We start from the raw sequence: 13224 nt of genomic DNA on the forward strand, positions 1-13224 counted from the left end.
TCCTGCCTCAGAGCGCGCCGGGGGCTGCCGGCACGGCGGGAGCGGCGGGCTGCGGCTGGGTGAAGTCGATCAGCTCGGGCTTTGCGCCCGGCACGTTGACGATGGCGGCCGGGTTGGTGAACGTGCCGGGGTCAGGCTGGGGCGTGAGCGTGGGCAGCACGGGTGCGGCATTGACCGAGCGCAGCAGCACGTTCTGCTCGGGCTGCAGGCCTTGCTGCTGGGCACGAATGGCTTCGTAGCGTTCGGAGGAGACCTGATTGGTGGCCGCCGCATCGCGCATCACCACGGGGCGCAGGAAGACCATCAGGTTGGTCTTGTTGCGCTTGCGGTTGGTGTTGCGGAACAGGTTGCCGAGCACGGGGATGTCGCCCAGCAGGGGAATGCGGTCCTCGGCCTGGGAGTAGTTGTCGTCGATCAGGCCGCCGAGCACGATGATGTTGCCGTCCTCGACCAGCACGTTGGATTCGATGGAGCGCTTGTTGGTGGTCAGGCCGTTGGTGTCCTTGCGCGTGGACTCGTCCACCGAGGAGACTTCCTGGAACACGGCCAGCTTCACCGTGCCGTTCTCGTTGATCTGCGGGCGCACGCGCAGCATCAGGCCCACGTCCTTGCGCTCCACCGTGGTGAACGGGTTGACCGTGCCGCCCGTGGAGTTGCTGGCGTAGGAGCCCGTGACCATGGGCACGTTCTGGCCCACGATGATGCGCGCCTCCTCGTTGTCCAGCGTCATCAGGTTGGGCGTGGACAGGATGTTGGCGTCGCCGCTGTTCTGCAGGAAGTTGGCCAGAAAGCCCAGCGTGGTGTTGCCGTTGACGCTCTGCGTGAAGCCCAGGTTGGTGCCGCGCATGCTGCTCACCGTGTCGCCGGTGATGCCGCCCGTGCTGGTGTTGATGCTGCCGTCCTTGTTGAAGGCATTGAGCAGGCTCAGGATGTTGGCGCCGGCCACGCTGGAGTTGTTGCCGATGCTGCCCAGCACCTTGCCGTTGTTGCTGAGGATGGCCTGCCACTGCACGCCGAACTGGGCCAGGCGGTTGTCCTTGAGCTCGACGATCAGGCTTTCGATCAGCACCTGGGCGCGGCGGCCGTCGAGCTTGTCGATCACGGCGCGCATCTGGCGGTAGATAGGCGGCGGGGCGGTGATGATCAGCGAGTTGGTGGACGGATCGGCCTGGACCATGCCGCCCGTGGACGGCTGCTGGGCCACGCCCAGCGCGCCGCCGCCACCGCTGCTGCCCAGGCCCGAGGACGAGCCCATGCCCATGGATGCCGTGCCGCTGGAGTCGCGCGAGACCACGGGCTGCGAGGTGGGAATGGAGGACATGCCGCCGCCCTGCGGCGTGGTGCCGCCCGCACCGGGCTGACCGCTGGCCGTGCCCGCGGCCGTGGCCTGGGCGCCTATGGCCGCGCGCAAGGTGGCGGCCAGCGCCACGGCGTCGGCGTTCTTGAGGTAGACCACGTGGATGTTGCCCTGGTCGCCGCCGCCGTTCATGGCGGGCTGGTCCAGCCGCGCGATCAGCGAGCGCACCTGGGCCAGGCGTGCGGGGTTGGCCGCGCGCAGCACGATGGAGTTGCTGCGCGGCTCGGCCATCAGCGAGGTCTTGAAGGCGTTGTCGCTCTGGCCCGGAATATTGGCGCCGCCGGCGGTCACGGTGAGGCCTCCGGGGCTGGCCGTGCCGCCTTCGATCAGGCGCGAGACCAGGGCCACCATGTCGGTGGCCACGGCATGGCGCAGCGGGATGATTTCGACATCGGTGGCGTTGGACACATCCATGGTCGCCACGATGCGCGAGATGCGCTGCAGGTTGTCTGCGTAGTCGGTGATGACCAGCGAGTTGTTGCCCGGGTTGACGTTGATGGTGTTGTTGGGGCTGATCAGCGGGCGCAGCACGGGCACCAGGTTGGCCGCGTTCTCGTAGTTGAGCTTGAAGATCTGGGTGACGATCTGGCTGCCCGCGCTGCTGCGGCTCGCGCCCACGGCCACTTCGCTGGCCTGCAGCTTGGCGTCGGCCTCGGGGATGACCTTGTACAGGCCGGCCGATTCGACAATGGTGAAGCCCTGCAGGCGCAGCGCGGCCAGGAACTGCTGGTAGGCGGTGGCAGGCGGCACGGGCCTGTCGGTCAACAGCGTGATCTGGCCCTTGACGCGGGGGTCGACCACCACGTTGCGGTTGGTGATGGCGCCGATGGCGCGCGAGACGGCCTCGATGTCGGCGCCCGAGAAATTCAGTGTCACAGGCTCGCCGGGGCGCAGGCTGGGCGTGGTGCCGGCCGGGGCATTGGTCTGCTGGGCCTGGGCGGTGCCAGCGGTGCAGGCCAGCATGGCGCTGACGGCCAGCGTGTGCAGGGTGTTGCGCCAGAACGGGGTCGTATGCTGCTGAGTCATGGATCAACCAAAGGAAATGATGGACCGGGGCCCCTGGCGCCGTCCCAGAATGTTGAGCAGGTTGGACAGCGCGGTTTCGCGCTCCGGGCTGGCCGAGGCCTCGCCCTGGAAATGCAGCCGCTGGCCCACCCATTGGCCCTGGCCGCTCAGGCGCAGGTCGCCGGTCAGGGTACTGAGCTGCAGTTGCGGGCTGTCGCCCCCGAGGATGTCCAGCCGGTAGCTGCCCAGCGGGCGCAGCGGTGACAGGCGTGAGGATACGGCCAGCGCCTCCAGGCGCGTGCTGCCTTCGCTGCGCCAGCGGCCCGATTGCCACAGCAGCTGCAGTTGCAGGGCCTGCGTGGCCAGCCGCAGCTGGCCTTGCAGGTCCACCGTGTTCCAGGGCGTGCCCAGGCCGGACAGCAGGGAGGCGGGCCAGCGCGTGTCGCTGTCGTGCACCACGGCGCTCAGGCCCTGCCAGCGCGGCAGCAGGTCCAGCACCACGGGCGTGGGTGTGCAGCATTCGCTGCGCAGCTGAATGCGGGCACCGTCCAGGCGCGGGCGCAGCGTCCATTCCAGCCGCGTGGGCAGGGCCGTGCGGTCGCGGCTGCCGGCGCCTCCGGTGAAGACCAGGGAGGCCGAGCCATTCCACAGCGTGCCGCGCGGCTGCTGCAGCAGCACCTGGCCCTGCGTGGCCGAATCCACGCCGCGCGCCAGCCAGGCGGCGGGCGCCCAGACGACGGTGGTGGCCACCAGGCCGCACAGGGCACCGGCCAGCGCCCAGCCGCGCGGTGCGCGCAGGGCCGGCTGGGAGCGGGGCTTGCGTTGCATGCTCAAGGCGTCCGCGACGGATCGACGGGCAGGTCCAGCACCAGGCTGCCATCCCAGCGCACGGCATCGGCAGCGCCTGCGCCTGCTGCGCCCGAGGCGGCGGCAGTGCTTGCAGATGCACTGCGGGCCAGCTTCATCTCGGCCGGAACGGCGTGGGTGTTGCTGCGGACCTGGGCCAGCCAGCGCGCCAGCGCGGCGGCGGGTGCGGCCTTGAGCGTGATCTGTGCACGGTCGCCCATCCAGTTCAATTGGGCGGAGGCGCCCAGTTCGGCGGACAGCGAGCTTTGCAGCAGCGCCTTGGCATCGCCGACCACGGGGCGTGCGTTGCCGCGCAGCTGCTCGGCCTCGGCCTGCAGCAGCTGCATCTGGCGCAACTGGCGGTCGGCCTGGGCATGGCGTTCGGGCGCGGTGCGCAGGCTGTGCAGGGCGGGGGCCAGGGCCACCCACCACAGCAGGGCCAGTGCCACCACGCCACCGGCCAGCAGGGTCATGTTCTGTTCACGCGGCGCCAGGGCATTCCAGCGCGCGCGCAGGGGTGCCAGGCTTTGGCGGGATGCGCGCATGTTCATGGCCGGGCCTCCTGGGCAAGCAGCAGGTCGGCGCCGTCACGCTGCAGTCGCAGGCCGCTGCCGGCCAGGTGTTGTTGTGCCTGCTCCAGTGCCTCGGCCTCCAGCGAGACGCCCTTGAGGCGCAGCTGCCGGTCCTGGTAGTCCATGGCCTGGGGCAACTGTCCAGCGGGCAGGGCCCGGGATGCGGCGGCCAGCAGGGGCTCCAGGTCGCCCTGCGTCAGCGCGCCGGCGGTCTGGCGCAGCGTGGCGACTTCGCGCTGCATTTGAACGGGCGCGTCGACGATGACGGGCACGCGGGGAAAGCTGGTGGCCAGCGTGGAGCGCACCTGGACCTGCTTGGCCGCGATGGCGCGGTTCTCGGTCCAGGCCCAGGCATTGAGGCCCACTACCTGGGCCAGCAGGGCGAGCACGGCGCCCCAGCGCGCGGCCTTCCATTGCGGCGCGCGCAGAAAGCTTTGCCAGCCGTCGAGCATGCGCCGCCGTGTGCGGCTGCCGCCGCCCAGGTCGAGGTCGAACTGGGCCAGATCCCAGCTTTGTGCGCGGGCCGCCAGGCCGCGCTGGGCATCCGTGAGCAGGCTGACGGGGCGCTGCAGGGCCTCGGCGGCACGGGCCAGCGCCGGGTCGGCCTGGATCGGGGTGTCAGGGGGCAGGGCCTGAAGCAGGGCTGCCAGCATGGCGGGGTCGGCACTGTCGGTGCGCAGCGGCAGGCAGGCCAGCGAGTCCATGCCCTGCGGGGCGGTGCTCAGGCCGGTGGCCAGCAGCCAGGCCGATTCGGGTGAGCCCACGGCCCAGAGCTGGGGCATGGCCTGGGGCGGACATTCCGGCACGATGCGGCCCACGGGCCGCCCTGCGGATTCCAGGGCCTGAAGGTGGGCATGGAGCCAGGCCTTGTTGCAGGCGGCAACCCAGCAGGGCTCGCCTGCACGTGCCTGCGGCTGCAGGGCCAGGTGCAATTGGGAGGGCTCGTCGAGCAGGCGCTCTTCCAGCAGCCCGTCGAGCACGGCGCGCAGGCGCACATGTCCGCGCCGGCTTCCCGTAGGCACGCCATGGGGGAGGCTGACCAGATGCCAGGACAAGGCCTGGTGCGGCACCACGGCAACCGTCTGGCCGGTGCGGCCAGGATCGGGCAGCAGGCCTGCGGCGGCGTGGCCATGCCGGTCGGCGCGCAGGCCGTCACTGCTGAGTGCGTAGGCGTATTCGCCAGCGGGGCCCGCAGGCAGATGAAGAATCAAGGTGCTCATGGGCGGAAGCGGGCATTGTAGGGGGCGAGTGTGACAGCCATCTGTCATGGCGCGGGAGCTTCGGGCAATCCCCAGTCCCCCCTCTCACGCCAGATGGTAGTGACTGTCATGTTGTTGCGACGCAACATGGAGCGTTCGCTGGCCACGATCTCGCCCAGGCGCATGCGGCCACGCGCCTCGAAGAAGCTGGTGGCCACCGACAGGTTCTGTCCTTCGAATTTCTGCGGCAGGCCCAGCGCGTTGGAGGCATCGGCCAGGCTGCGCAGCGGGCGCGATGCGCGCAGCTGCACCAACTGGCTGGCCTGGGACCAGGTCAGGTCCTCCACGCTGGCCCAGATGACTTCGGCACTGGCGGTGTTGAGGTTGACGGGCGTGTTCTCGGGCAGCAGGGTGATGTAGGGCTCCAGGCGCGCGACGACCTCGGGCGGCAGGCCCAGCCAGCCGAACTGGCGCAGCGTGCGCGGCATCAGGAACTGCGCGCCCTCGCCAAGGGTGGCGGCTGCGCGCAGGGCCTGGACGATCTGCGTGGCATAGGCAGGGGGCAGGTTCAGGCGCTCCAGCAGGCGGGACAGCGGGCGCAGGGTTTCGGGCTTGTCGGGGGCGCTCAGCAGGTTGCGCAGGTTCAGGCGCGACTGCAGGTCGATGATCTGGCCCGAGAGAAAGGCGTCCTGCATGTCGGCCATGCCGTCATCGACCTGGCTGACGTTGTTCTGCGCCGCCAGAAAGGTGGACAGGCGCGCCTCCTGCAGCGGCACGGCCCAGGGTTCGGCCAGATGGTCCACCTGCAGGCTGGTGCGCGCATCCTCGGCCAGCACCACGCGCGACCAGTCCAGCGCACCCAGCAGGATCCAGGCGGCCTGCATGCGGTTGCGCTCGGCGGTCTCGACCTCCACGCTGCGCCACTGCTGCCACAGCGCGGTGGCGGCGAACGTGGCCACCAGGGTCACCGTGAGCATGGCGGCCAGCAGGGCCACGCCACGGTGGCGGCGGCGGCCGGGCAGGGGGCGGGGTGCGCGCATCATGATCGGCTGTTGGAGCGCAAGGGGTTGACCCAGTCCATGGTGACGCGGCCAGGAATGGCGCTGTCGGGCGGCAGGGTCAGTTCGACGCGGATGCCGTCGGGAATCGTGGGCAGCTGCGCGCTGCTGTTGGTGCCGCCGGACGGCGGGTTGACCGTGCCCGTGCCGTTGTCCGAGCCGCTGGACTGCGGATTGCTCCAGGCGTTGTCGCGGTAGTAGTACAGGCGCCATTGGTCCAGGGGCATCAGCACGGTTTCGCGCCGGCGCTGGTCGTCCGAGGGGTTGCGCCCCCATTGCGATCCCTGGTTCCAGGCATCGCGCCACTGTGCGCGCGTGCGCAGCGGCGGCGACTGCCAGCGCAGCCACTGGTCGCGTCCGGCCGTCTGGCGGCGCGCCCAGGCGACGACCACGGCGCCGTCGTCCACGGCGGCGCTGCTCTTGCGGGTCATGCGCAGCACCTGGCCGTCCCAGTCGATGACCTGTGTGTTTTCAAGCGGCATCAGCGCTTCGAGGTCGGCATTCCATTGGGCGATGACGGTCTGCAGCACCATCTGCTGCTCGTTGCGGGCACGAATGGTCTCCTGCGAGCGCACCATGCTGTCCAGTCCGCGCCAGCTCACCAGGGCCAGCAGGGCCATGACGGCGATGGCCACCATCAGCTCCACCAGGGTGAAGCCGTGCGTGCGGGAGGGATGGCGCAAGCGCATTCAGAAGCGTCCCACGATGGTGGATACGCGCAGCACGGGGTGCTCTGCCGTGACCACCAGGGCATCGACACGGCGGAAGCTGGGATTGGGCGTGGGCCGCACGCTGAGCCGGACCTGCAGTTGCCGGCCGCCCTGCTCGCAGGTCAGGCTGTTGTCGCCCACGGGCGGCATCTGGCGCGACAGGCGCATGCGCACCAGCTCGTTTTGCGCGCACAGCTGGGCCAGCAGCACCTCGGACTGGCGCTCGGCATTGAGTGTCAGGGCCGATGTGGCCTGCAGACCGGCCATGAGCGCAATGCCCACGATGCCCAGGGCCACCAGCACCTCGATCAGCGTGAAGCCGCGTGCCGGGCGCCTGGGGGCACCGTGCTTTCGGCGCGGTCCGTGGAGGGCTGTCATGGCAGGGACTGCACGGCAAAGGGCCGCAGTCCATCCGTGGCCACACGCAGCGGCGGGCTGGTGGAGTCGCGCAGCGTCAGCGTGACGGACTGGGGCGGAATCAGTGGCTCGGGGCCCAGCACCAGCGGCGTGGCCGGCTGCGCCTGCACACCGGGCTGCAGCCATTGGGAAGGCAATTGCGCGCTGGCCGGCAGGCCTTCGAAGCGAAAGCCCTGCGGCATGGGCCGCCAGCGCACGGGCACGCCGTTGGCACGGGCCTGGGCGCGGGCCGACTCCAGCAGCGCGGCCAGGCGTTCGGCCTCGCGCTCCAGCTGTGCCTGTCCGCTGTCGCGCAGCGACAGGCTCACGCCTGCGGCGGCAATCGCCATGATGCTGATGACGACCATCAGCTCCAGCAGGGTGAAGCCGCGCGAAGGGGTGGACGGGGAGGAGGGAGCGGTCTGGCGGGGCATGAGAGCAGGCAGGCCCGCTGGGAGTGCGGGCCTGTGGTGCGGTGCGGCGCGGCCCCTGCGGGCCGTCGCCCGGGCCATCGACTTATTGCCAGCTGCCGATGTCGGCATCCTTGCCCTCTCCGCCGGCCTGGCCGTCGGCGCCAAAGGACATGATGTCGATGGGGCCCTTGATGCCAGGATTCAGGTACTGGTAGGGGCGGCCCCAGGGATCGTTGGGCAGCTTTTCCAGGTAGGGCTTCCAGTTGTTGGGCAGCGGTCCGCTCGTGGGGCGGACGATCAGGGCCTGCAGGCCTTGCTCGGCCGTGGGGTAGCGCTGGTTGTCCAGGCGATAGAGCTTGAGCGCCTGGGAGATGTTGGTGATGTCGGTGCGTGCAGCCGTGACGCGGGCATCGTCGGCGCGGTCCAGCACATTGGGCACGATCAGGGCCGCCAGCACGCCGATGATGACCAGGACCACCATCAGCTCGATCAGCGTGAAGCCGCGCTGGACGGCAGTGCGCAGGGCAGGCAACGGACGGCGGGGAAGGCTGGTCATGGAACGGTGCAGCAAATTGGACATATCGCTCCATCATAATCGCGCGATGGTGACACTTTCATTGAACCGCGGCCAGGCCCGGACCTGGCATGTCAAGGCGGCCACATTCGTGCTCTGGCTGCTGGCTGCCGGCGTCGTGGCTTTCTGGGCCATGCGCCTGGGCAACGGCGGCGCGGGAGCGCCCGTGCCACCCGCGCCCGCCGAGCCCTTGCAGGTCGATGCGCCCGCGCTGGCGCAGGCCCTGGGAGGCGTGGCGGCCGCGCAGGGCGCCGTCGCCCCCGCTGCAGCGCCTGTGGTCTCGCGCTATGCGCTGGTCGGTGTGCTGGCCGGGCGCGACAGCGGCGGCGGCGCGGCGGTCATCGCCGTGGGCAACCAGCCGGCCAAACCCTTCCGCGTGGGGCGCGCCGTGGAAGACGGCGTGGTGCTGCAGTCGGTGTCGGGCCGCGAGGCGCGCCTGGGGCCCAGGGTCGATGGTCCGGCTTCCATCACGCTGCAGATTCCCCTGCCCGACAAGCGCTGATCCCGGTCAGCGCGGCAACGGCAGGTCCAGCGCCAGCCAGCCGCCAAAGTCAGGCGCGGGCAGCGTCCATTGGGCCGCCTGGGGCAGGGCGCTGCCTTCGCGCATCAGCCATTGCACGCAGCGCGCCACGCCGGCATGGGTGATCCAGACGGTGTCGCGTGCGGCGCCGTCACCCACCGAACCCCTGCTCGCCTGCTGCAAGGCCTCATCCACCCTGCGCAGCATGGTCGCCAAGGACTCTCCCCGGCCTGGCGCGTGCCCGGCAAGGTCTGCCGCCCAGTCATCGATGGCGCTGCGGTCCAGCGCATCCCAGGGCTGGCCTTCCCACTCGCCGAAATCCATCTCCAGCAGGCGGCTGTCCGCCGCCGATGCCAGGCCGGGCCGCAGTGCCTGCAGGGCCCAGGCCAATTGACGGCATCGGCGCAGGGGCGAATGCACCAGCAGGCAATCCGCAGGCAGGGCGAGGTGCAGGGCCTGCGCCGCATCGGCCGTGGACTGGGCGTCGGCTTGCATGTCGAGTCGGCCATAGCAGATGCCGGGCGCCACCAGCGGGCGAGCATGGCGTACCAGCCAAAGGCGTGGTGCCGGGTTGGCGCAGGCGGAGTTCATGGCACGCGCACCAGTACGGCGGCAGCCCCCAGCAGCATGGCCAGTTCACAAACCTGCTGGGCAGCGCCCAGGCAATCCCCCGTCATGCCGCCCAGCCGGCGGCGCAGCCAGCGCACCATGGCGGCCGTGGCCAGGGCGCCGGGCAGTACCAGGCCGATGACGAGCGGCAGGCCGCCCAGCCAGCCTGTCAGCGCCAGGGCGGGCAGGCACCAGAGGATTGCCGCGCCCAGGCCCCTGGCAGCCAATGGCCGACCCGCGGCGTGCAAGGCCTTGGAGTGGGCGGCCTGGCCCACATAGGGAAGGCATTGCATGAGGGCCAGCGGCGCCATGCGCGACAGCACATGGATGCTGCACAGCAGCAAGGCCGCCCATTGCACGCGGATGTCGACCAGCAGCGCGACCAGGGATAGCTTGGCCAGCAGCGCCATCACCAGGGCCATGGCGCCGTAGGCGCCCAGGCGCGAATCCTTCATGATTTCCAGCGCGCGCTCGGGCGGGACAAAGCCGCCCAGGCCGTCGGCCACATCGGCCAATCCGTCTTCGTGCAGTCCCCCGGTCAGCCACAGCGTGGCCACGGTGGAAAGAACGGCGGCAACCAGCGGCATCCAGGGGCTGGGCGCCAGCAGCCAGCCCGTTGCCATCAGGCACGCTGCGCCCCATGCGCCCACCAGCCAGCCGATGCCGGGCAGATGGGCAACGCTGGCATGCTGCAGCTGGGGGCTCCAGCCAGCCCAAGCGGCCAGCCGCCCCGTCACCGGGATGCGGCTGAAGAACTGGACGGCCAGGACAAAGTGGCGAAGCGGCTGCATGGGCGTGTCAGTGCCGGCCCGCCAGGTCCGTCACTTGAGGAAAAGCTGGTAGGCCGGGTTGGCGGTTTCCTCGACCCAGGGGTAGCCAAGATTGCTCAGGAAGGCGTCGAACTTCTTGCCATCCTTGGCGGGCACCTGCATGCCGACCAGGATGCGGCCGTAGTCGGCGCCCTGGTTGCGGTAGTGGAACAGCGAGATGTTCCAGGTCGGCGCCATCAGACTGAGGAACTTGAACAATGCGCCGGGGCGCTCGGGGAAGACGAAGCGCAGCAGGCGCTCTTCCTGCGCCAGCGGCGAATGGCCGCCGACCATGTGGCGCAGATGCTCCTTGGCCATGTCGTCGAAGGTCAGGTCCAGCGCCTCGAAGCCCTGCTTCTCGAAGTTCCTGGCGATCTTCTCGGACTCGCCGCGTGCTGCCGTGGTCAGGCCCACGAAGACATGGGCCTTGTTCTCGTGGCTGATGCGGTAGTTGAATTCGGTCACGTTGCGCGGGCCGCCGGGCAGCTTGCCCACCGCTTCGCAAAAGCGCTTGAAGCTGCCGCGTTCCTCGGGGATGGTCACGGCGAACAGGGCCTCGCGCTCTTCGCCCACCTCGGCCCGCTCGGCCACGAAGCGCAGCCGGTCGAAGTTCATGTTGGCGCCGCACAGGATGGCGGCATAGGTCTCGCCCTTGGTCTTGTGCTTGGCAACATACTGCTTGATGGCCGCCACGGCCAGGGCGCCGGACGGCTCGACGATGGAGCGCGTGTCCACGAAGATGTCCTTGATCGCGGCGCAGACGGCATCGGTATCGACCACCACGTAGTCGTCCACCAGGCCCTGGGCGATGCGGAAGGTCTCCTCGCCCACCAGCTTGACGGCCGTGCCGTCGGCGAACAGGCCCACGTCGGCCAGCTCCACGCGGTGGCCGGCACGCACGGACTGCAGCATGGCGTCCGAATCCTTGGTGTGCACGCCGATCACCTTCACGTCGGGGCGCACGGCCTTGATGTAGTTGGCCACGCCCGAGATCAGGCCGCCGCCGCCGATGGCGACAAAGACCGCGTCCAGGCGCGGGCTGCCCAGCTTTTGCAGCTGGCTCAGCATTTCCATGGCAATCGTGCCCTGGCCGGCGATCACGTAGGGATCGTCGAAGGGGTGCACAAAGGTCAGGCCCTTTTCCTTTTGCAGCTTGACGGCGTGCTTGTAGGCGTCGGAATAGCTTTCACCGGCCAGTTCCACCTCGCCGCCCAGCGCCTGCACAGCATCGATCTTGACCTGGGGCGTGGTGGTCGGCATCACGATCACGGCACGGCAGCCGAGCTTGCGTGCGCCCAGGGCCACGCCTTGCGCATGGTTGCCGGCCGAGGCGCAGATCACGCCCTTTTCCAGCTGCTCGGCCGACAGGTGCGCCATCTTGTTATAGGCGCCGCGCAGTTTGAAGCTGAACACCGGCTGCTGGTCCTCGCGCTTGAGCAGCACCTTGTTGTGCAGGCGGCGGCTCAGCGCCTTGGCGGGCTCCAGGTCCGACTCCACGGCCACGTCATAGACGCGCGCGGTAAGGATCTTGGTCAGGTAGTCGGCAGGGGTCAGGGGGTGGTTCATCGTCGGCGAAAGGCTGGAGAGCAGCAGGCCGGGAGGCGGCCCGTCGGTGTCAGGCGGCCATCATAGGCGCTTGTGAATCATGCTGCAGTGCAGCGTCCTGCACAGGCCGGGAGCGACGAAACCAAAAAAAAAGCCCCAGGCTGTAAAGCCGGGGGCTGAATCCACCAATAGAGGAGGTGGAGGAGACAACTGGTGCGATGCAGAGCGAAGTTGGTTCACAATCTGCAGTCCATCTGGAGGAGTGTCCGGGTTAACCCTTCAGATAACGCTTGGGTGCATTGTATGCACGACAGGTGCTGCGTTGCAACAAAATCAGGGTTTTTGTGTAGTTGATGCAAAATAGCAACAGTTTTTTGAGGACGCAACAATGGAATGCACAGTGAGTTGGACAGGCGGCACGACCGGCATGCGCTCGGGCATGGGCTTCGTGGCAGAAACGGGCAGCGGCCACGTGGTCAATATGGATGGGGCGCCGGATGCGGCCAACCCCGCCAATGGAGGGCAGAACCAGGCCCCCCGCCCCATGGAGATGCTGCTGGCCGGCGCCGGTGGCTGCACGGCCTATGACGTGGTGCTGATCCTCAAGCGCGGCAGGCATGCCGTCAAAGGCTGCAGCGTCAAGCTCACCTCGGAGCGCGCCGATGCGGACCCCAAGGTGTTCACCAAGATCCACATGCAGTTCACCGTCAGCGGCACGGGTCTGCCCACGGGTGCGGTGGAACGTGCCATCGCCATGAGCCATGACAAATACTGCTCGGCCACCATCATGCTGGGCAAGACGGCCGAGATCACCACGGGATTCGACATCGTCGAGGCCTGATGCCGCAGATGGCTGGGCTTGCGCCTCGGCGCGGCCCTCCTGAAATGAAGAAAGCGGGCAAGGCCCGCTTTTTTTGGATGGAATGCTGTTTCAGATGTTTCTGAAGGTTCAGATGCGGTGGGCGGTTGTCGTCATCACCTTGGCTGCCAGGCGCATCAAGGCGCGGGCGGGGGGCGGCAATTCCAGGGCACCGGCTTCGCGCGCAGCGGCGGCATGGCGTTCCTCGTCATCCTTCATGCGGGCCACCACGGCCAGCGAGGCGCGGTCTTCCTCGGGCAACAGGCCCAGATGGCTTTCCAGATGGGCGGACACCTGCTCCTCCGTCTCCACCACAAACCCCAGGCTGGCCGCGTCGCTGATCTTGGCGGCCACCACGCCAATGGCGAAGGCGCCGGCAAACCACAGCGGGTTCAGCAGGCTGGGCCGGTCGCCCAGGGCGTTGAGCCGGTCGCGGGTCCATGCCAGGTGGTCGGTCTCCTCGCGCGCCGCCTCCAGCAGGTGCTCGCGCAGCACCATGTCGCGCGTCACCATGGCCTGGGCGTTGTACAGCGCCTGGGCGCAGACCTCTCCGACGTGATTGACGCGCATCAAGGCGCCCGATAGCCGACGCTGTGCCTCGGTCAGCTCTCCCTCCGCGATGCCGGCGGCCGGGGAGCGTTCGGCGGCGGAAGGCTGTGCAAACAGGGTGCGAAGCGCCGCATCGGCGGCAGTCAGTATCTTGTCCATGGGCGGTCCCTAGAGCGGAAAATCTTGGCAAATTCAGGGTCTGA

Annotated in this window: 15 protein-coding genes; 2 read left to right on the plus strand and 13 right to left on the minus strand. The window is 69.1% G+C overall.

Annotated elements, in window-relative coordinates:
* Positions 1 to 7 precede the first annotated feature (7 nt).
* The 9 genes from gspD to gspG all read right to left on the minus strand — a co-directional run bounded on the left by gspD (position 8) and on the right by gspG (position 8136).
* Positions 8 to 2383, minus strand: coding sequence for a type II secretion system secretin GspD (gene gspD / locus IB269_RS22725; RefSeq protein WP_192368382.1), 2376 nt, complete (start codon positions 2381 to 2383; stop codon positions 8 to 10).
* A 3-nt stretch (positions 2384 to 2386) separates the two neighbouring features.
* Entirely contained in the window at positions 2387 to 3190 is an 804-nt protein-coding gene (gene gspN / locus IB269_RS22730; protein ID WP_065346788.1) for a type II secretion system protein N, read from the minus strand.
* Between the two features lie 2 nt (positions 3191 to 3192).
* Entirely contained in the window at positions 3193 to 3759 is a 567-nt protein-coding gene (gene gspM / locus IB269_RS22735; RefSeq protein ID WP_192368383.1) for a type II secretion system protein GspM, read from the minus strand.
* On the minus strand, positions 3756 to 5000 hold the full coding sequence (gspL, locus tag IB269_RS22740) for a type II secretion system protein GspL (protein WP_192368384.1): 1245 nt from the start codon (positions 4998 to 5000) through the stop codon (positions 3756 to 3758). Before gspL ends, gspM begins: the two co-directional genes overlap by 4 nt.
* Positions 5001 to 5044: 44 nt before the next feature.
* On the minus strand, positions 5045 to 6022 hold the full coding sequence (gene gspK, locus IB269_RS22745) for a type II secretion system minor pseudopilin GspK (protein ID WP_192368385.1): 978 nt from the start codon (positions 6020 to 6022) through the stop codon (positions 5045 to 5047).
* On the minus strand, positions 6019 to 6726 hold the full coding sequence (locus tag IB269_RS22750) for a prepilin-type N-terminal cleavage/methylation domain-containing protein (protein WP_013800656.1): 708 nt from the start codon (positions 6724 to 6726) through the stop codon (positions 6019 to 6021). The genes gspK and IB269_RS22750 overlap by 4 nt, the downstream gene beginning before the upstream one ends.
* Positions 6727 to 7125 carry a type II secretion system minor pseudopilin GspI gene (gene gspI, locus IB269_RS22755; RefSeq protein ID WP_063328348.1) on the minus strand — a complete coding sequence of 133 codons (399 nt, stop codon included), beginning with the start codon at positions 7123 to 7125 and terminating at the stop codon, positions 6727 to 6729.
* Complete coding sequence (locus tag IB269_RS22760; RefSeq protein WP_192368386.1) at positions 7122 to 7577, minus strand: GspH/FimT family pseudopilin; 456 nt, start codon at positions 7575 to 7577, stop codon at positions 7122 to 7124. Before IB269_RS22760 ends, gspI begins: the two co-directional genes overlap by 4 nt.
* 82 nt (positions 7578 to 7659) lie before the next feature.
* Positions 7660 to 8136: a type II secretion system major pseudopilin GspG gene (gene gspG / locus IB269_RS22765; RefSeq protein WP_012207486.1), complete on the minus strand. Its 477-nt coding sequence runs from the start codon at positions 8134 to 8136 to the stop codon at positions 7660 to 7662.
* 22 nt (positions 8137 to 8158) lie between these two features.
* Here gspG and IB269_RS22770 point away from each other — a divergent pair, with 22 nt between their 5' ends.
* The gene (locus tag IB269_RS22770) at positions 8159 to 8632 is read left to right on the plus strand and encodes a type II secretion system protein N (protein WP_034397087.1); all 474 of its coding nucleotides are present in this window, start codon (positions 8159 to 8161) and stop codon (positions 8630 to 8632) included.
* A gap of 6 nt (positions 8633 to 8638) precedes the next feature.
* Here IB269_RS22770 and IB269_RS22775 read toward each other — a convergent pair whose 3' ends face one another.
* Genes IB269_RS22775 through ilvA form a run of 3 tightly spaced genes read right to left on the minus strand, consistent with a single transcriptional unit; the run spans position 8639 to position 11634 of the window.
* Positions 8639 to 9241: a histidine phosphatase family protein gene (locus IB269_RS22775; RefSeq protein ID WP_192368387.1), complete on the minus strand. Its 603-nt coding sequence runs from the start codon at positions 9239 to 9241 to the stop codon at positions 8639 to 8641.
* Positions 9238 to 10050, minus strand: a complete 813-nt coding sequence (locus tag IB269_RS22780; protein ID WP_192368388.1) for an adenosylcobinamide-GDP ribazoletransferase — start codon at positions 10048 to 10050, stop codon at positions 9238 to 9240. Before IB269_RS22780 ends, IB269_RS22775 begins: the two co-directional genes overlap by 4 nt.
* A gap of 30 nt (positions 10051 to 10080) precedes the next feature.
* Positions 10081 to 11634: a threonine ammonia-lyase, biosynthetic gene (ilvA, locus tag IB269_RS22785; protein ID WP_013800662.1), complete on the minus strand. Its 1554-nt coding sequence runs from the start codon at positions 11632 to 11634 to the stop codon at positions 10081 to 10083.
* 367 nt (positions 11635 to 12001) lie between these two features.
* Between ilvA and IB269_RS22790 the strand changes: the two genes are divergently transcribed.
* Positions 12002 to 12454: an OsmC family protein gene (locus tag IB269_RS22790; protein ID WP_012207481.1), complete on the plus strand. Its 453-nt coding sequence runs from the start codon at positions 12002 to 12004 to the stop codon at positions 12452 to 12454.
* Positions 12455 to 12562: 108 nt separating this feature from the next.
* Here the strand turns inward: IB269_RS22790 and coq7 are convergent, their stop codons facing one another.
* On the minus strand, positions 12563 to 13180 hold the full coding sequence (gene coq7 / locus IB269_RS22795; RefSeq protein ID WP_192368389.1) for a 2-polyprenyl-3-methyl-6-methoxy-1,4-benzoquinone monooxygenase: 618 nt from the start codon (positions 13178 to 13180) through the stop codon (positions 12563 to 12565).
* Between the last annotated feature and the right edge of the window lie 44 nt (positions 13181 to 13224).

The sequence above is a fragment of the Delftia sp. DLF01 genome (assembly GCF_014852125.1).
Taxonomy (GTDB): Bacteria; Pseudomonadota; Gammaproteobacteria; order Burkholderiales; family Burkholderiaceae_C; genus Comamonas; species Comamonas acidovorans.